Genomic DNA, 16,656 nt, shown 5'->3' on the forward strand with positions numbered 1-16,656 from the left:
GTCAGCGTTTTCCTTGTGGTTGGCGATGCTCCTGCGCGTCGCCGTCTTCGCCCACGACACGGTTGCCCTCGACCGAGCGTCCGCCCTGGACCATCATGTTGCGGTATTCTTCTTCGCTCATGCCGGTCATCGAGCCGGCCATCTGCTGGAAGCTCTTGCCGTCGGTGGCGCCGATCTTGGCCAGGAAATAGATGTTGCCGCCGGTGCGCATGCACCAGTTCAGATCGCGCGCCAGCACGGCTTGCTTCTGCTCCTCGCTCATCGGCCAGGTGTCCAGGTAGGCACGTTCGTCCGCCTTGAACTTCTCGCGGTTCTCGGCCTTCATCAGCGACATGCAGAACTGGTTGAGCCAATAGCCCTTGCGCGACTGCTCGGCGTCGAAAATGATGGTGCCCGGGATGTCCTGATAGGGCTTGTCAAGCGCCATTGCCTACTTCCTCCGGCCAGTAGAGACGCATTGGATTCTCCACCAGCAGTTTGTGCTGCAGTTCCGCCGTCGGTGCGATGTGGGGAATGATCTCCACCAGCAGGCCGTCGTCGGGCATATGGTCCTTCAGGTTCGGATGCGGCCAGTCGGTGCCCCACAGTACGCGGTCCGGGAAGCTCTCGACCACGCGCCGGGCGAACGGAATCACGTCGCGGTAAGGCACGCGCTCGCCGTCGAGGGCGCGCGGCCCGGTGACGCTGAGCCGTTCCGGGCAGCTCACCTTGCTCCACACGTTGGGATGATCGCGCATGAACTTGAGGAACAGCGCGAATTCCGGCCCATCCACATCCTTGCTCACGTCAGGACGTCCCATGTGGTCCACCACCACGGTGGTCGGCAGCGCGGTGAAGAAGTCCCACAGTTCCGGCAGGTCCTGTGCTTCAAAATATACCACCACATGCCAGCCGAGTTTTTTGATGCGCGATGCGATTTCGAGCAGCTCGTCCTTGGGCGTGAAATCGACCAGGCGCTTGACGAAGTTGAAGCGCACGCCGCGCACGCCGGCCGCGTGCAGCGCCTGCAGCTCTTCATCGGTAATCGAGCGGCGCACGGTGGCCACGCCGCGCGCCCGGCCGCCGGAGGACAGGCAGGCATCGACCATGGCGCGGTTGTCGGCGCCGTGGCAAGTGGCCTGCACCACCACGTTGCGCGCAAAGCCGAGATGGTCGCGCAGGGCGAACAGCTGCTCCTTGCTGGCGTCGCAGGGCGTGTATTTGCGCTCAGGCGCATACGGGAATTCACGGCCCGGGCCGAACACGTGGCAGTGGGCGTCGACCGCACCCGCGGGCAGCTTGAATCCGGGTTTCGCGGGACCGGTGTACCAGTCCAGCCAACCGGGGGTCTTTTCGAAAGTCTGGCTCATATCAGTCGATGTATTTCAGGCCCGCCGCTTCGAGCGGACCGCGCATGTTGTACATATCCAGGCCGAGCACGCCCGATGCCAGCTTGGCGCGCTTATCGGCTTCCAGGGATTCGCGCTTCCGGGCCACTTCGGCCACGCGCGCCGCATCGGCCGCCGGCACCGCCACCACGCCGTCATCGTCGGCCACGATCACGTCGCCAGGGTTGACCAGCGCGCCGGCGCACAGCACCGGGATATTCACCGAGCCGAGCGTCGCCTTGATCGTGCCCTTGGCGCTGATCGCTTTGCTCCATACCGGGAAATCCATCTGCTTGAGCGTCGCGACATCGCGCACGCCGGCGTCGATCACCAGGCCCTTGGCGCCGCGCGACTGGAAGCTGGTTGCCAGCAGATCGCCGAAATAGCCGTCGGTGCACTCGGCGGTGATGGCGGCGACCACGATGTCGCCCGGCTGGATCTGCTCGGCCACGACGTGCATCATCCAGTTGTCGCCCGGGTGCAACAGCACGGTGACGGCGGTGGCGCCGACCTGGGCGCCGCTGAAGATCGGGCGCATATAAGGCTTCATCAGGCCCATGCGGCCCATGGCCTCGTGCACGGTGGCGCTGCCGAGGCGGCCCAGCTGCTCGGCGACTTCACGCGGGGCGCGCTCGATATTGCGCTTGACGATGCCAAGCTGGTTGTAGGCGGGAGTGGTCATGGGTCAGCGTCCTTTCTGTTTCAGGGCGGCGTCCAGGCGCGGATACACGCGGCGCGCATTGCCCTCGTAGATCTTGAAGCGGTCCTCGGCGCTGATGGCGGCGGCGTCGATGTAGCGCTTGGTGTCGTCGTAGTAGTGCCCGGTCTCCGGGTCGATGCCGCGCACCGCGCCGATCATCTCGGAGGCAAACAGCACGTTGTCGACCGGGATGACCTTGGTCAGCAGGTCGATGCCCGGCTGATGGTAGACGCAGGTGTCGAAGAAGATGTTGTTCAGCAGGTGGTCCTTGAGCAGCGGCTTCTTCAGCTCCTGCGCCAGCCCACGGTAACGGCCCCAGTGGTAAGGCGCGGCGCCGCCGCCGTGCGGGATGATGAACTTCAGCGTCGGGAAACGGCTGAACAGGTCCCCGCTCAGGCACTGCATGAACGCCGTGGTGTCGGCGTTGATGTAGTGGGCGCCGGTGGTGTGGAAGCAGGCGTTGCAGCTGGTGCTCACGTGGATCATGGCCGGGATGTCGTATTCGACCATCTTTTCGTAGATGGGGAACCAGTGCGGGTCGGTCAGCGGCGGCGAATTCCAGTGGCCGCCGCTCGGGTCCGGGTTCAGGTTGATCGCGACCGCGCCGTACTCCTTGACGCATTTTTCCAGCTCCGGGATGCAGGTGGCGGGATCGACGCCCGGCGACTGCGGCAGCATCGCGGCCGGGATGAAGTGGTCCGGGAACAGCCGGCTGACGCGATAGCACAGCTCGTTGCAGATCGCGGCCCAGGTCGAGGACACGTTGAAGTTGCCGATGTGGTGGGCCATGAAGCTGGCGCGCGGGCTGAAGATGGTCAGGTCGCTGCGGCGTTCCTTCATCAGGCGCAGCTGGTTCGCCTCGATGGTTTCGCGCAGCTCGTCATCGCTGATTTTCAGGTCGGCCACGCGCGGCATGGCGGATGGATCCTTGATGCCGGCGATCTGCTGGTTGCGCCAGTTCTCGAGCGCCTTGGGAGCGGTCGTGTAGTGGCCGTGGATGTCGATGATGATCGGATTGCTCATGATGTGTTTTACTTGCGTTGGGCGGACTGTTTCAGCATCAGGAAGGCGGCGGCCAGCAGGCCCGGCACCGCCAGGAAGGTGAGAATTGCGGAAAAGCTCAGCTGCACGGCGATCAGCTGGGCCACGATGAAGGAGCCGGCGATGCCGCCGAGGCGCCCGATGCCCAGCATCCAGGCAATGCCCGTGGCGCGGCCCGCGGTCGGGTAGAAATCGGCGGCCAGCGCCGGCAGCGAGGACTGCGCGGTGTTCATCAGCGTGCCGGCCACCAGCACCGCCACCACCAGCATGCCGATGCTGCCGGCGACGTGGCCGATGGCGAACACCGCCACCGCCGTCAGCGCGAAGCCGGTCGCCACGATGCGGTCGCCGTTGTAGCGGTCCATCAGCCAACCGAATACCACGGCGCCGACGCCGCCCAGCGAGAACAGGGCCGACACCACCGAGGCTTCGCGCGGGCCGAGGCCGGCCTCCTTGAACAGGACCGGCATCCAGTTGACCATCGAGTAGAAGATCACCAGGCCCATGAAATAAGTTAGCCACAGCATCGCGCTGCCAAACCGGAATTCGCGCGAGAGCACCACGCTGGCGCCGGCCACGCGGCTGGATGCCGGGCGCTGCTCGGCCAGGATGAAGGATTCGGCCGTGACCTCGCCGATGCGTTCGAGCACGGCGCGCACGCGCTCGCCGGGCCAGGCCCGCGCCACCATGAAGCGCACCGATTCCGGTAGCCACAGCAGCAGCGCGCCGGACAGCGCGAGCGGCACCACGCCGCCGGCCAGCAGCACGCTGCGCCAGCCCCACTGGGGAATCATCCACGCGGCCAGGAAGCCGCCCAGCGCGGCGCCCAGCGGGAAGCCGCAGAACATCGCATTGGTCAGGGTGGCGCGGCGGCTGGCCGGGCAGTATTCGCTCATCAGGGTAACGGCGTTGGGCATCGCCGCGCCCAGGCCGATGCCGGTGACGAAGCGCCACGCGGTCAGCTCCGACAGGCTGGCGGCATGCCATGCGCCCAGGCTGGCCAGCGCGAACACCAGCACCGCCAGCGTCAGCGGGCGCTTGCGGCCGAAACGGTCGGCCAGCGGACCGGAGGTGAGCGAGCCGCAGGTCAACCCGATCAGCGCGGCGCTCAGCACCGGCGCCAGTTGCGGCTTGCTGATGCCCCATTCGGCCACCAGCGACGGCGCGAGGTAGCCGATGGCCGCGGTGTCGAAACCGTCCAGCAGCACGATCGTGAAGCACAGCGCGAACACCAGCCACTGGTAGGACGAGAAGCGGCGCTCGTCGAGGAAGGCCTGTATGTCGAGGGTAGCTTGGGCAAGCATTGGGGTCTCCATTTATTTTTTTGGTGCTTGCTTATTTACCCGGCCAGACCGCCGATGGCACCATCACCTCGCCGCGCATGATCAGGCGGGCGGTGCGCAGCAGCGCCGCGCGCGTGACCTTCTGCGGATTGGCCGGGTCCAGCTCCAGTTCGACGCTGAATTCGCCGGTCGGGTGCTCGACCGAGATCGCCTTGACGCGGCCTTCCGGCACGGCGGCAACGCCCTCGGTCACGGAACCCGGCAACACGCAGGCGGTACCGACGGTGACTGCGGCCAGCACGCCGATCGCGTCGTGGCAGACGTGGGGAATGAAGCTGCGCGTGGTGAGGCTGCCGCCCTCGCGGGCCGGCGCGACCAGCGTCATCTTGGGGTAGCTCTTGCTGGTGACGTCGCCCAGTCCCATCGCGTGGCCGCAGGCGATGCGCAGGCGTTCGATGCGCGCCTTGAGTTCCGTATCCGCGTTCAGCTCTGCCACGTCCTCGTAACCCGTGCGGCCCACGGCTTCGGCGCGGAACAGCACCAGCGGCATGCCGTTGTCGATGCAGGTGACCTCGACGCCGTCGATGGTGTCGCGCACATTCCCGGTCGGGAGCAGGCCGGAACACACCGATCCCTCGGTGTCGAGGAAGTTGATGGTGATCGGCGCCGAGGTGCCGGGCACGCCGTCGATGCGCGCGTCGCCATCGTAGGCCACGCGCCCGCCCGGCGTCTGCACCGTGATATCGCACTGCATGTCGGTGTTCAGCGTCAGCACGCGCAGCGTGGTGGTGTCGCCCTGCGCGTGGACGATGCCGCGCTCGAGCGCGAACGGAACCACGGCTGCCAGCATATTGCCGCAGTTGGGCGTGGTGTCGACCGTGTCCTTGTTCGGCTGCAGCTGGGCGAACAGGAAATCGAGGTCGACGCCAGGCACGGTACTGCGGCGCACGATGCCGACCTTGCTGGTGAGCGGATGCGCGCCGCCAAGGCCGTCGATCTGGCGCGGATCGGGCGAGCCCATGGCCGCCAGCAGCACACGGTCGCGCGTGGCGATGTCGGCCGGAAGATCGGATTCGAGGAAGAAGGGACCGCGCGAGGTGCCTCCGCGCATGAACAGGGTCGGTATCGGTGTCTGCATGATGGGATCCATTGTGATCGGGCCGCCCATCCGTTCACAGGGGAGGCGGCCACTACCAGCTATGCCGTTTTGCGATATCATGAATCGAATTACTTAATTTTTGGATGACTTGCCATGGACCTCAAACAGCTCGCCTACTTTGTGCGGGTGGCCGAACTTGGCAGCTTTTCGCGCGCCTCGATGGTGCTCGACATCGCGCAGCCGGCGCTGAGCCGCCAGGTGCGCCTGCTGGAAGTCGAACTGCGCCAGCACCTCCTGCTGCGTAATGGCCGCGGCGTCACCCTCACCGAAGCGGGCAAGGTCCTGCTCGAACACAGCCGCGGCGTGCTGCACCAGGTCGAGCGCCTGCGCGAGGAGCTGTCGCGGGTGCGCGGCTCGCTGGCCGGCAGCGTGGCGCTCGGGCTGCCGCCCACCATCTCCAAGGTGCTGACGGTGCCGGTCTCGCGCGAGTTCCGGCGCGCCATGCCGGAAGCGACGCTGTCGATCACCGAGGGCCTGTCGGCGCCGATGGCGCAGGCGCTGCTGGCCGGCCGCCTCGACATCGCGCTGCTGCACAACGCCCCGCCCACACCCGACCTCAGCCTGACGCCGCTGCTGGAAGAAGAGCTGATGCTGGTCCAGCGCCGCGGCGACGCCAGCGAACGCAGGCCGGCAAAACTGGCCGAGCTGGCGGAGCTCGACCTGATCATCCCCAGCCGTCCCAACGCCATGCGCATGCAGGTGGAAACGGAACTGCTCAATCTCGGCATCACGCCCCGTATCGCGCTCGAGATCGACGGCGTGGCGGCGATCCTGGACCTGGTGGCCGACGGCGCCGGCTGCGCCGTCCTCGCCCGCAACGCGGTGCTGACCAGCAGCCACCCGGAGCGCTACACGATGCGCCGCATTATCGAGCCGCGGCTCGCATCGAAGCTCTACATCGCGACCCACGCGCACCGTCCCGTCACCGAGACCCAGAAGGCCATGATCGACCTGCTGTCGGCGCTGGCGACGAAGACGCTATCGGCCGCTCAGGGCGAGACGCACGCCGGCAAGGCCTGACCGGGCAAGGCGAACGGCGCCACCCCGGCATCCTTCAGCGTGTGCAGCAGCGTGCACGTGGTGTAGGGACGCTGGAACACGGCCGGCGTGAACGGCACAAAGCGCGATTGTCCAAGCTTGCTGGCGTCGGCCAGCGCCGACATGCCGGCCGCCGAGGTATCCGGCCACTGGCCGCTGCGCACGCGCGTCACCAGCGCGTGCACGCTGGCCACGGTTTCGGCCGGCGTGAAGCCGCAATGGCCGGCGCTGTGGGTATAGGCCTGGCGCAGCATGGCGCCCTTCCCTGCCTTGTCGACGGCCTGCTGGAAGGCCTGCTGCGACGCCGTCGGCGAGATCTCGTCGCCCAGGCCGTTCAGCGTCAGCACCGGCACTTTCAGGTCGCCGTCGAACACGCCGGTGGCGACGTAGGCCAGCGCCTTCGGATCGGCCGACAGGCGCGGCGTCTTCTCCAGCACCGCCAGGTCGGCAGCGAGCGGCACGCCGGCCGAGCGGTACAGGCCGCGCACCAGCTCGTCCTCGTCGACCGCTGCCAGCAAGGCGCCGTAATCGACGCCGGTGTTGGCGCTGATGTTGCCGCCGCTGAGATGCTCGATCTGGTGGCGGCTGCTCATCGCCTGGCGCACCAGGCTGCGCAGGCTGTCGGCCAGGCCGCGCGCACGCGCATCGACGTCGTCGGCGGCGGGTTCCGGCTTGGCCGGAACCGACCACTCGGGCAGTTGGGCCACGCGCGCCGCGAAGGCGATGCGGGCGCGCCCGGCCGGGGTCTCCAGGGCTTTGTCCAGCACGGCGTTCCAGGCCGGGATGGCCGTCTTCTGCCAGTCGTCCGGGATATTCGTCACCGGCAGCGCCGAGCCAGGCGCCAGCAGGGCCTTGGCCACGAACAGCCCGTCGAGCTTGGCCTGCCACTGGGCGACGGAGCCCGACAGGCCGCCGCATTTGACCACGGCGCCGCGCCAGCGCTCGGGATAGGCCTGCACCGAGACGGACGCGGTGTGGCCGCCCTGCGACTGGCCCAGCTGGATCGGCAGCTGCGCCTTGCCGTACTTCGCTTCCACCAGGTCCAGGGTTTCGATGGCGTTGGCAGCGGCGCGCTGGATGGCCCAGCCGCTCAACTCGCGCGTGGTGCCGGCCATGGCGTAGCCTTCACCCAGCAGCGCCTGCACGTCCGGCGTGCGCGGCTTGGAGGCGTAATCGAGGCCGATCAGCACCACGCCGTTCCAGTGCGCCGGCATGTCGATGCGATAAGGGGTGCCGTCCTTCAGTTTTCCTTCGGTGGTGCTGAAGGTGTCGGCGGCGTGCGACGCGCAGGCAATGGCCGCGCAGGCAATGGCGATGATGCGTTTCATGCGGCGGCTCCCACGGTGCGCGCCGCCTCGAGGCGGGCGTTGTTACGGTCGGCGTAATGCTTCAGGAAGAGGAACAGGCACATCGAGAACGCGGCCACGCCCGACAGCGCCCACCAGCCGGCCACGAAGCCGTTCGACCAGTCGCGCAGCCAGCCCAGCGCCTGCGGGCCGAGGTAGCCGAAGATGCCGCCGCCGAGGGCGGTGATGCCCATCAGCGGTCCGACGTCCTTGCCGCGCACCAGTTCCGACACGGCCGGATAGACCTGGTTGGTCGAGGACAGGCCGAGCGAAATCAGGGCCGCCGCGGCGACCTGGAACACGACCAGGTCATGCGACATCATGGCCAGCGTGGCCGGGATCATCAGCGCCATCATCCCCGCCAGCACCAGCCAGCGGTTGAAGCGGTCGGACAGGTAGCCGCACAGCGGGTTGACCACGATCGCGCTGACGTAGGCGATGCTGATCACTTGCGCCGAGGCCGACGCGTCCAGGCTGAACTGCGCCTTGAGCGCGGCCGGCAGGAAGAAGGTGGCCGCGAAGCCGCCGGCGTTGGCCAGGCCCAGCAAAGGAATGGTCCAGACGATCGGAATGCGGAAAGCCGAGAACGCGCCGCGCTGGTCGCCGCCGCCCTTGCGCGCCTGCTGGACGACTTCAGGGCGCTGCCGATAGAACAGGTAGAAGATGAAGAGGCCGATGATGGCGGCGCCGCCGAAAGCCATGATGGCGTGGCGCCAGCCCATGCTGGTGGCGATGCCGGCGCAGAACGGCGCGCCGAACACGGTGGCCAGCGACGACATCGCGCCCAGCACGCCCATCGCCCTGCCCTTCAGGTGCGGCGGCGCGGTCAGCGCAATCGCCGTCATCACGCACACGAAGGCCAGGCGGTAGCCGAAGATCCAGACCACGCGCGCCGTGATGGCCTGGCCGAAGTTCTCGGCCACCGACAGCCCGAACAGGCCGAGCGCCAGGACCGCCAGGCCAACACCCAGCACGCGCTTCTCGCCGAACTGCTTGGCCAGCACGCCGGCCGGGACGCTGACCACCAGCGCGACCAGCCCGTACACGCCGGTGAAGGTGCCGACCTGGCTGAAACTCATTGCGAAATCCCTCTGGATCGCCGGCAGCAGCGGCGAGAAGCCGAGGCTGGACATCTGCATCGCCATCATCGCGGCGACGACGGCGAGGTAGTAGATCACCCACTGTTCCTGCGTTGCGAACCGGGGTGTTGATTCATCGGCCATCATGGGGCTTGTCTCCTGTTGTATTCGTTTAGTGTCTCAGATCACGCCATCGCGCGCGAGCGCTTCCAGGCGGCCGGCATCGAGGCCGAGCATCTGTCCATACACCTGTGCGTTGCTGGCGCCCAGCGTCACGGCCGGCTTGTCGAAGCCGGTGAAGGCGCCGGACATCTTGATCGGCAAGCCGCCGACCACGATGTCCTCGACCGCGCCATATACGGGGTGGAGCAGCTTGGTGGTCTCGCCCCGGGCCAGGAGGTCCGGGTTGCGCAGGGCTTCGGCCGGTTCGCGCACCGGGCCGTTGGGCACGTCGAAATCGGTCAGGCGTTCGGCCGCCTCGTCGGTGCTCATGGTGCGGGTGAAGGCGCTGACCAGGTCGTGCAGCTCGATGTGGTTGCTGACGCGGGCGTCGCGCGAGTTGAAGCGCGGGTCCTGCAGCAGCTCTTCCCGGCCCATCGCACGGAACAGGCCGGACACGAATTCGTCCTTGGGCGCGCAGATCGAGATATAGCCATCGCTGGTGGGGAAGACGCCGAACGGGGCCAGGCGCGGCATCAGGTTGCCGGCGCGGGTTTCGCGGCCCAGCTTGGACATGATCTCGAACGGCTCGGCCGCCACCAGCGCGCTCAGGGCGCCCAGCAGCGACACGTCCACATGCTGGCCGTGCCCGGTCTGGCGCGCTTGCAGCAGCGCCGCCAGGGTGCCGATGGCGGCGAACAGCGGCGCGGTCAGGTCGCCGAAAGGAATGCCGACGCGGACCGGCGGCTCGCCCGGGTTCCCGGACGCCATCATCATGCCGCTCATCGCCTGCACGATATTGTCCATTGCCTTGTTCTGGCGCGGCTGCACGTCGGCGCCGAAACCGCTGATCGCGGTGTAGACGATGCGCGGGTTGACCTCGGCGCAGGCGCTGTAACCGATGCCCAGGCGGTCGGCCACGCCGGCGCTGTAGTTCTCGACCACGGCATCGGCGTGCTTGACCAGGTCGAAGAACATGGCGCGCCCTTCCGGATGCTTCATGTTCAGCGTGACCGCTTCCTTGTTGCGGCCGCGCTCGAGCATCGCCAGCGAATAGTCGTCCTCGTGCTCGCGCGCGACGCTGATGCCGTCGCGGCCGAGATAGGGCGAATTGGTGCGCGCCGAATCGGGATTGCGCGGATTCTCCACCTTGATCACGCGGGCCCCGAGGCCGGCCAGGATCAGGGTCGCGTACGGCCCCGCCAGCGCCGTGGTCAGGTCGAGGATGGTAATGCCGGCGAGCGGGCGTGGGAGCGTGTTGTCGCTCATTGTGTTCTCCCTTGTGTTGCGATCAGCGCGGCAAGCGCTGTTCGATGAATTGTTCGACCGTGCGGATCATCGCCGCGTCGTCCCACAGGCGCGCGTCGACCATGTTCGCGTGCAGCTCGACCACCGGGATGCCGGCGCGCTCCAGCGCGATCTTCGTCAGGCGCGAGCCCATCGACCCCATGCGGTCATGGGTCGGCACCAGCATCACCGCGCCGTCGGCGCCGTAGGCGCGGGCCTGCTCGACGATCCAGTCGGCCATCCACGGCGGCACATGCAGCTGCTCGTTCATGCTGATGTGGCGCGAGGCCAGCGCGCGCAGCGCATCGGCGGGTTCCTCGCGGAAGTAGCGACGGTAGCCGTCCGACAGGAAGTTCGAGTACATCGACCACACGAATACGGCGCCGTATTTTTCCTCGAAGGCGCGGTAGAAGCCGGTGTTGAACCACAGGCCATTGCCGACCCACAGCAGGCGCAGGCGCTCGTTGGGGCAGGCCGCGGCGCCGCTCGCGATCACGCCCTTGAGCTCGTCGCGGAACGCCTCCAGGTGCGACACCGACCATGCGCTGCCGCGGTCCCAGGTCGGCGCCATCACGTTGGCCAGCTGCTCGGTGAGCGGGACCGGCAGCGGCCGCGCCCTGGCCAGCAGGTCGCGGATCTCGGCCACCAGTTCGCCGGCGCGATTGATGCGGTGCATCTGGCGCATGAACTCGGCCTGGTCGAAGCTGCGGCCGCTCAGGGTTTCGGCGGTGCGGATCAGGCCCTCGAGCTGGCGCACCTGGAAATCCAGGCGGTGGGTTTCGTACATCGATTCCCAGCCGCTGAGGCCGCGGTCCCACCAGCGCTCGCCCAGCACCGTGCTGGAGCTGGCGTCGAGGCCGAACACCGGCACGCCGCCGTAAGCGCGCGACCACAGCTCGCTGATGCGCTGGCAGTAGTCGTCGCGAAAGCGCGACAGGATCATCATCGGCTTAGGGAGGCCGCCGTAGGGGGCGCGCTCCGGATCGCCGTCCAGGGTGCTCATCAGCGGCAGGCTGGTGTAGCGCGGCAGGCGGTCGTGGAAGCCGAGTGCGTCCATCTGCTCGAAGTAGTAGGGCGAAAGCTGCTTGGCCGCGATGATGGCGGAATACCAGACCACGGGCGTGACGTGGATGTCCATCGCATGCATGATCTCGGCCGGCGCCACCGCGTCCGAGATGACGTAGGGCTCGCCGTTTTCCAGCACGCGGCGGCGGAAGGCCTGGAACTCTTCCTTCTGGTGGGCGTTGGCCGCCAGCGTCGAGGCCAGCCGGTTCTGGGCCGGGCGGTTCATGCTTCGATCCTTCCAATGAGGTCGGCCAGCGCGGCGCGCTGGGCCGCGCGGTCGGGCGCGCGGTAAGACTGGCGCGACAGCAGCGTCTGCGGTACTGCCAGTTGCGCCTTCTGTCCCGGGTAGTCCCAGCCGAAGGTGTCGTCGAATTCTTCGTGATAGAACACGACGCCTTGCGTGGCGCTGGCCCCGAGCAGCGCCAGCCAGGCCGCATCTTCGCTCGACTGCGGATACGAACGGATGGTCGGCACATGACGCTGGTAGTGGTCGGCCAGCGCCGCCAGCGGCTCGGCGTCTTCGTCGACCAGCACCGCGACCGTACGCTCGCCGCCGATGCAGTCGTCGGCCACCACGTTCGCGCCCAGTTCCTCGGCCATCAGGTACAGCGCCGGCGTATCCTGGCCGTAGCCCTTCAACATCAGTCGCTTCGGCGGCGCGGTCTCGTGCGCCTGCGCGGCGGCGGCCGCGAGCCAGTCGCCCGGCGCCATCACGCGCGAGGCGCGCAGCGCCGTCCACCAGCTGCTGCCGCGCAAGGCGCCTTCGCGGCGGCGCTGGTTCAGCAGTTGAAGGGCCTGGCGCACCTGGTTGCTGATCGCGACCGCGTCGCGCAGCGACTGGATGGAACCGCCAAGTGTGGCATGCAGCGCGCGGCAGCGGTCCAGCACATACTGGCCGGTCTCCCAGTTCGGCGTATTGAGCACGTCGAACAGGATCGGCTCGGGAAACGCCAGCTGGGGCTCGAGCCGGCGCAGCTCGAGCAGGCTGTAGTACAGGTAAAGCAGGCCGTTCGAGGCACGCGGAATGATGACGGTGTCGGCGACATTGCAGGCGCCGCTGCCGATCTGGTCGAACAGCGAGCGGATCTCGCCGTCGAATTCGTCGTCGAGGTAGGTATCCGACAGCGGTGTCGGGTGCGCGGGGTCGCCGCCCAGTTGCAGCGCGAAGGCGCCGCTCGCGCGGATCAGCTCCACCGGCACCGAGGTCCCGGCGTAGGCGATCACCCGCTGGCCGGATGCCCTCGCGGCACGCGCCGCGGCGAAAGGATCGGCGCAGGCGGCGCGCATGATGTCCAGTCCTGTCATCGGGCGCTCCCCATCGGGTCGTTGCCGCCCGGTGTCACGACAACGCGCTCGCCGTCCCAGGCAAACTGCGCGTCCATGCCGGCGGCGCGGCCGATGGCGGCGATGTAATCCACCACGGCCTGTCCCTGCGGGCCCTGCCCCGGCACCTGCGGCGCGCCTTGCTGGTCGATCCAGCATGGGCGGAAGCCCGCGCTGACACTGCCGTCGACGCCGATGCGGCAGTCCGCGATCATGGTGTTGCGCGACTCCGGATGGAAGGGATAGCAAGGCATCGACGGATCCGGTACGAAGCCGAACAGCTTGCGGCGGCGCTCGGCCCAGGCCAGGCGCGCCGGATGGTCATTACCCTCGACATTGAGGGCGCGCGTGACGGTGACGAAGTTGCCCAGGCCATGGAAAATCGGCTTGCCCTTGTAGAACTCGATACCGCGCGCGATATGCGGATGGTGGCCGACCACGATGTCGGCGCCCGCTTCGATCGCGGCGCGCGCCACCGGGCGCTCGTACATCGCCAGCGTGGCCGGCGTATGCACCAGGCCCTTGTGCAGGGCTACCACCAGCACGTCCACTTGCGCGCGCAGGGCTACGATATCGGCCTGCATCGCATCCACCGTGGCCTGGACCGGGAAGGTGTAGGCCAGCGGCGGGCCGCCCGGGTTGGCGCCCTGCGGCTCGTAATGCGAGATCACTTCAACGTAGGCGCAGCCGCCCTTGTCCCTGCCGGCCCACGACAGGCGCGGGCCGACGCAGTTATAGCTGAGGAATCCGAAGCGCAGGCCGCCACGCTCGATGATGGTCGGCGCGCGCGCCGCATCGAGCGTGAGTCCGGCGCCGAACGCCGCGATGTCCTGCGCGCGCAGCCCGGCGATGGTGTCAAGCACGCCCTCGTCGCCCTGGTCGTAGACATGGTTGCCGGCCAGGCTGGCCGCATGGAAGCCGGCGCGTGCCAGGCTGGCCAGCTTGGCCGGATCGGCCGCCTCGGCCGGCACGTCGCCCGACTGTTCCTGGCCGCGCAGGGTGTACGGCGTCTCGACGTGGCCGACCACCAGGTCGCCGCCCAGCAGCGTGGCGCGGGCGGCGTCGAAGAAGCGGTCCGGCGCCGGCTCGTCCAGCACCAGGTCGCCCACCATCAATAGCGAGATCTCGCTCATTCCGGCTTCCCGACCACCGGCAGCACGATCTGCGATGGATGCGCGCGGTCGAACCAGACCGTCCATTGCGGCGCCGGCTCGTAGGTCTTGCGCAGCTTCTCGCGCGGGTCGGCGCCGGTGATGGTGATGCGGTACTGGTGGCCGCTGCGGAACACGTAGGACACCGGCAGCAGGTCGAACTCGAAGGAAGCGGCCTTGCCCGGCGCCAGCGGCTCGACATCGGCCTTCTCGAAGCTATGCCAGGGGATGTTGCCCGGCACCTTGAAGCTCGGCTTGGACAGCTTGCGATGGCGCGCCTGCAGGCGGCCTTCGCTGACCATGGTGATGGCGCCGTCCGGCGCGATGTCCTCGAGGTAGGCGAACACCGGGCCGTCGTCCACAGACGAGGAAAGCCACAGTTTGGCGATCGGGTGGCCGGTCAGTTCCAGGTCCTTGGCCAGCACGGCGCTGGTGAAGGTCAGGCCCTTGTCGTCCTGCGGACAGGTCGGACCGAGGCCGGTGCCGGCCGCGCACACCGGGTGGTAGTCGACGGTGAACGAGCGCTTGCCAGCCGCCGGAGCTTGCAGCGACAGGCTGCCGTCGCCGAGGAAAGCGCTGGCCGGATGGCTGGCCGCTACCGGCCACTGGTTGGCGCTGTGCCAGCCTGCGTTGACAGTCTCGTAGTGGATGCGCGGCTCCTTCATGATGCCGTTGTCGATCCCCTTGAGCCAGTAGTCGTACCAGCGCAGCGCCTCGGCCACCATCGAAAAGTCGAGGCTCATGCAGTGGCCCCAGTTGCCGATGATGAGCTTGGACGGCTGGGTGAGATTGGCCAGCGTGATGAAGCCCTGCGTATTGAAATCGTCGCGCCAGCCGCCCTGGATGTAGACCGGCACCTTGGACTTGCGCACGGCGTCGCCGTAGGTGGAGATGCTGCCCTCCTCCCAGAACGGCGTGCCGGTGAGCGGCGAGACATCGTCCCGGTTCGGCATGCCGGACCACAGTTCCAACAGCGGCGTATTGTTGGCGTGGGCCTGTACCGCCTCGCGCAGCACGGCACGCGACTCGTCACCGTCGACCGGCGTCGATTTCATGTCCGCCTCGACGCTCGATTGCGGGCCGGTGCCCCAGTTGGCCAGCACGCCGCCGCGGCGGCCGCCGCTGTACTTGTCCCAGTTGAAGCAGCCCGCGAACACCGCCTTCAGCGAAGGATGGACCTTGGTCGTCAGGAAGTGCATGGCGGCGTCGCCGGTGTTGGAGCAGCCGTACACGCCGACCACGCCGTTCGACCACGGCTGGCTCGCGGCCCATGCCGTCAGGTCGTAGGAGTCGTGGGCCTCGGTGCGGTCATGGTAGCCGCGCCGGATGCCGTAGGAAGCGCCCAGCCCGCGGCGCTCGACCACCACGAACACATAGCCGTGCGCGGCCAGGTTGATCATCTGGACCGAGAACTTGCCGGCGCCGGATTTGTCTGCCCCGTCGCCCATGCGGGTGCGGGCGGCCGCCGCGTGCAGGATCACCGGATAGCGGCCCGGCTCCTTTGGACGGTAGACGTCCGCGGCCAGCCTGGTGCCGTCCGACATGGGGATGTAGAACGAGGTGCGCTCGACCTGGTTGACGGGAGGCGGCAGCGGCCCGCCAAAGTCGGACGCATTTGCCGCGCCGGCGGCCAGCAGCGCCGCGCACAGCAGGGTGTTGATGGTTTTGCGGATCATGATGCTCAGTCGACGTTCTTGGTGCGGACGTGCCATTCGGGCTGCTTGCACAGGGTGCAGTCCGGGCCGGTGAACATGCGCGCCGCTTTCTGCTCGCCTTTCAGATGCCAGTCCAGGAAGGCCACCGCGACCGGCCCGAAGGCGCCGCCGTTCGGCTCGCGGTAGGTGCCGGCGTGGGGCGTGTTCTCGCGCCAGGCGCGCACCGACGGGCCGCTGACCACGGCGAAGTCGGATTCCGCGTTCTTGTAAGCCTGGTCGTGCGCCGGGTCGCCGGTGATGTAGATCGAAGCCACGTGCAGTGAAGGCAGCGCCGCCTTGGACACATCGGCGTCGGCGATGTCCTTGATGTGCTGGGCGTTGTCGAACAGGCCGCTGTTCCAGATGCCGAGCACCGACACGCGCGGGTCGCGCGCCGCCGCCGAAGCCTGCAAGCCGCCGCAGGACTGGCCCATCACGGCGATCTTCGCGGTATCGAGCTTGCCGAAGTAGGGGCTGCCCGGACGCTTGTTCTCGGCGATGGCCCAGTCGATGGCGTCGGTCAGCTGGCTGGCCGCGGTGTCGGACGGGATGTAATCGAGCTTGGGCGAACTGGCGGTGCGCTTGCCGGCCGACGATACCGCCGACGGTTTGCCGCGCACCATGCTGCTCGATGCCACCGTCTCGGCCTGTGGCGGGCCGATCGGCCCGACCGCGATGGCGATGTAGCCGTGCGAGGCGATCTCGCTCAGGAAGGGACGGAAGCGGTTGCCCACGTTGACACAGGCGCCGTTGCCCCAGGCGATGATGGGCAGCTTGCCCATGCCCGGCGCGTCCAGTTTGGCGGGACGGTAGACCGTATGGGTCGGCAGGCCTGGCTCCTGCAGCATGACGGCCGGGTACGGGCCGCTGCCCTGCGGCGTATCGGCCGGGACGTAAGGCGTGTCGGCGATGGCGGAGCCGGCCAGCAGCAGCGCGGCGGTGGCGAATGCGAGTTTCATGTCCG

15 protein-coding genes are annotated in these 16,656 nt (G+C 68.0%); 1 reads left to right on the forward strand and 14 read right to left on the reverse strand.

All coding sequences use genetic code 11. From position 1 onward, the window contains the following. Position 1 precedes the first annotated feature (1 nt). From ligA to NX778_RS21340, 6 genes are read right to left on the reverse strand one after another with little or no spacing between them, the layout of a single operon-like run. Positions 2 to 427, reverse strand: a complete 426-nt coding sequence (gene ligA / locus NX778_RS21315; RefSeq protein ID WP_258813813.1) for a protocatechuate 4,5-dioxygenase subunit alpha — start codon at positions 425 to 427, stop codon at positions 2 to 4. Beyond that, complete coding sequence (locus NX778_RS21320; protein WP_258813814.1) at positions 417 to 1,349, reverse strand: amidohydrolase family protein; 933 nt, start codon at positions 1,347 to 1,349, stop codon at positions 417 to 419. Before NX778_RS21320 ends, ligA begins: the two co-directional genes overlap by 11 nt. 1 nt (position 1,350) lies before the next feature. Then, positions 1,351 to 2,049: a 4-carboxy-4-hydroxy-2-oxoadipate aldolase/oxaloacetate decarboxylase gene (gene ligK / locus NX778_RS21325; RefSeq protein ID WP_258813815.1), complete on the reverse strand. Its 699-nt coding sequence runs from the start codon at positions 2,047 to 2,049 to the stop codon at positions 1,351 to 1,353. A 3-nt stretch (positions 2,050 to 2,052) separates the two neighbouring features. Beyond that, a complete protein-coding gene (locus NX778_RS21330) occupies positions 2,053 to 3,090 on the reverse strand; it encodes an amidohydrolase family protein (RefSeq protein WP_258813816.1) in 1,038 nt (345 codons plus the stop codon). 8 nt (positions 3,091 to 3,098) lie between these two features. After that, positions 3,099 to 4,412, reverse strand: coding sequence for an MFS transporter (locus NX778_RS21335; RefSeq protein WP_258813817.1), 1,314 nt, complete (start codon positions 4,410 to 4,412; stop codon positions 3,099 to 3,101). A gap of 31 nt (positions 4,413 to 4,443) precedes the next feature. Continuing rightward, complete coding sequence (locus NX778_RS21340; protein WP_258813818.1) at positions 4,444 to 5,529, reverse strand: 4-oxalomesaconate tautomerase; 1,086 nt, start codon at positions 5,527 to 5,529, stop codon at positions 4,444 to 4,446. 114 nt (positions 5,530 to 5,643) lie between these two features. On the opposite strand from NX778_RS21340, the gene NX778_RS21345 reads away from it, so the two are divergent. Next, complete coding sequence (locus NX778_RS21345) at positions 5,644 to 6,570, forward strand: LysR substrate-binding domain-containing protein (protein ID WP_258813819.1); 927 nt, start codon at positions 5,644 to 5,646, stop codon at positions 6,568 to 6,570. Here NX778_RS21345 and NX778_RS21350 read toward each other — a convergent pair. The 8 genes from NX778_RS21350 to NX778_RS21385 are packed head-to-tail and all read right to left on the reverse strand — an operon-like array spanning position 6,540 to position 16,651. Further along, on the reverse strand, positions 6,540 to 7,916 hold the full coding sequence (locus NX778_RS21350) for a hypothetical protein (RefSeq protein ID WP_258813820.1): 1,377 nt from the start codon (positions 7,914 to 7,916) through the stop codon (positions 6,540 to 6,542). The two genes, NX778_RS21345 and NX778_RS21350, sit on opposite strands and share 31 nt — an antisense overlap. Further along, the gene (locus NX778_RS21355) at positions 7,913 to 9,160 is read right to left on the reverse strand and encodes an MFS transporter (RefSeq protein ID WP_258813821.1); all 1,248 of its coding nucleotides are present in this window, start codon (positions 9,158 to 9,160) and stop codon (positions 7,913 to 7,915) included. The genes NX778_RS21350 and NX778_RS21355 overlap by 4 nt, the downstream gene beginning before the upstream one ends. Positions 9,161 to 9,193: 33 nt before the next feature. After that, positions 9,194 to 10,441 (reverse strand): CaiB/BaiF CoA transferase family protein, encoded by a 1,248-nt coding sequence (locus tag NX778_RS21360; RefSeq protein WP_258813822.1) that lies wholly within the window; start codon positions 10,439 to 10,441, stop codon positions 9,194 to 9,196. Between the two features lie 22 nt (positions 10,442 to 10,463). Then, the gene (locus NX778_RS21365; RefSeq protein ID WP_258813823.1) at positions 10,464 to 11,750 is read right to left on the reverse strand and encodes a 2-hydroxyacyl-CoA dehydratase family protein; all 1,287 of its coding nucleotides are present in this window, start codon (positions 11,748 to 11,750) and stop codon (positions 10,464 to 10,466) included. Continuing rightward, complete coding sequence (locus NX778_RS21370) at positions 11,747 to 12,829, reverse strand: 2-hydroxyacyl-CoA dehydratase family protein (protein ID WP_258813824.1); 1,083 nt, start codon at positions 12,827 to 12,829, stop codon at positions 11,747 to 11,749. Before NX778_RS21370 ends, NX778_RS21365 begins: the two co-directional genes overlap by 4 nt. Further along, positions 12,826 to 13,980: a CapA family protein gene (locus NX778_RS21375; protein ID WP_258813825.1), complete on the reverse strand. Its 1,155-nt coding sequence runs from the start codon at positions 13,978 to 13,980 to the stop codon at positions 12,826 to 12,828. The genes NX778_RS21370 and NX778_RS21375 overlap by 4 nt, the downstream gene beginning before the upstream one ends. After that, positions 13,977 to 15,674 carry a CocE/NonD family hydrolase gene (locus NX778_RS21380; protein ID WP_258813826.1) on the reverse strand — a complete coding sequence of 566 codons (1,698 nt, stop codon included), beginning with the start codon at positions 15,672 to 15,674 and terminating at the stop codon, positions 13,977 to 13,979. Before NX778_RS21380 ends, NX778_RS21375 begins: the two co-directional genes overlap by 4 nt. 5 nt (positions 15,675 to 15,679) lie before the next feature. Further along, the gene (locus NX778_RS21385) at positions 15,680 to 16,651 is read right to left on the reverse strand and encodes an alpha/beta hydrolase (RefSeq protein ID WP_258813827.1); all 972 of its coding nucleotides are present in this window, start codon (positions 16,649 to 16,651) and stop codon (positions 15,680 to 15,682) included. Positions 16,652 to 16,656: the final 5 nt, after the last annotated feature.

The organism is Massilia terrae, from assembly GCF_024753145.1.
Classification (GTDB): Bacteria; Pseudomonadota; Gammaproteobacteria; order Burkholderiales; family Burkholderiaceae_D; genus Telluria; species Telluria terrae.

What these genes read in the sequence shown, in the direction of transcription:
- NX778_RS21385 (WP_258813827.1), bottom strand. Translation starts at nt 16,651, where the DNA reads ATGAAACTCGCATTCGCCACCGCCGCGCTGCTGCTGGCCGGCTCCGCC.
- NX778_RS21375 (WP_258813825.1), bottom strand. Translation starts at nt 13,980, where the DNA reads ATGAGCGAGATCTCGCTATTGATGGTGGGCGACCTGGTGCTGGACGAG.
- ligK (WP_258813815.1), bottom strand. Translation starts at nt 2,049, where the DNA reads ATGACCACTCCCGCCTACAACCAGCTTGGCATCGTCAAGCGCAATATC.
- NX778_RS21345 (WP_258813819.1), top strand. Translation starts at nt 5,644, where the DNA reads ATGGACCTCAAACAGCTCGCCTACTTTGTGCGGGTGGCCGAACTTGGC.
- NX778_RS21355 (WP_258813821.1), bottom strand. Translation starts at nt 9,160, where the DNA reads ATGATGGCCGATGAATCAACACCCCGGTTCGCAACGCAGGAACAGTGG.
- NX778_RS21360 (WP_258813822.1), bottom strand. Translation starts at nt 10,441, where the DNA reads ATGAGCGACAACACGCTCCCACGCCCGCTCGCCGGCATTACCATCCTC.
- NX778_RS21380 (WP_258813826.1), bottom strand. Translation starts at nt 15,674, where the DNA reads ATGATCCGCAAAACCATCAACACCCTGCTGTGCGCGGCGCTGCTGGCC.
- ligA (WP_258813813.1), bottom strand. Translation starts at nt 427, where the DNA reads ATGGCGCTTGACAAGCCCTATCAGGACATCCCGGGCACCATCATTTTC.
- NX778_RS21330 (WP_258813816.1), bottom strand. Translation starts at nt 3,090, where the DNA reads ATGAGCAATCCGATCATCATCGACATCCACGGCCACTACACGACCGCT.
- NX778_RS21320 (WP_258813814.1), bottom strand. Translation starts at nt 1,349, where the DNA reads ATGAGCCAGACTTTCGAAAAGACCCCCGGTTGGCTGGACTGGTACACC.
- NX778_RS21350 (WP_258813820.1), bottom strand. Translation starts at nt 7,916, where the DNA reads ATGAAACGCATCATCGCCATTGCCTGCGCGGCCATTGCCTGCGCGTCG.
- NX778_RS21340 (WP_258813818.1), bottom strand. Translation starts at nt 5,529, where the DNA reads ATGCAGACACCGATACCGACCCTGTTCATGCGCGGAGGCACCTCGCGC.
- NX778_RS21370 (WP_258813824.1), bottom strand. Translation starts at nt 12,829, where the DNA reads ATGACAGGACTGGACATCATGCGCGCCGCCTGCGCCGATCCTTTCGCC.
- NX778_RS21335 (WP_258813817.1), bottom strand. Translation starts at nt 4,412, where the DNA reads ATGCTTGCCCAAGCTACCCTCGACATACAGGCCTTCCTCGACGAGCGC.
- NX778_RS21365 (WP_258813823.1), bottom strand. Translation starts at nt 11,750, where the DNA reads ATGAACCGCCCGGCCCAGAACCGGCTGGCCTCGACGCTGGCGGCCAAC.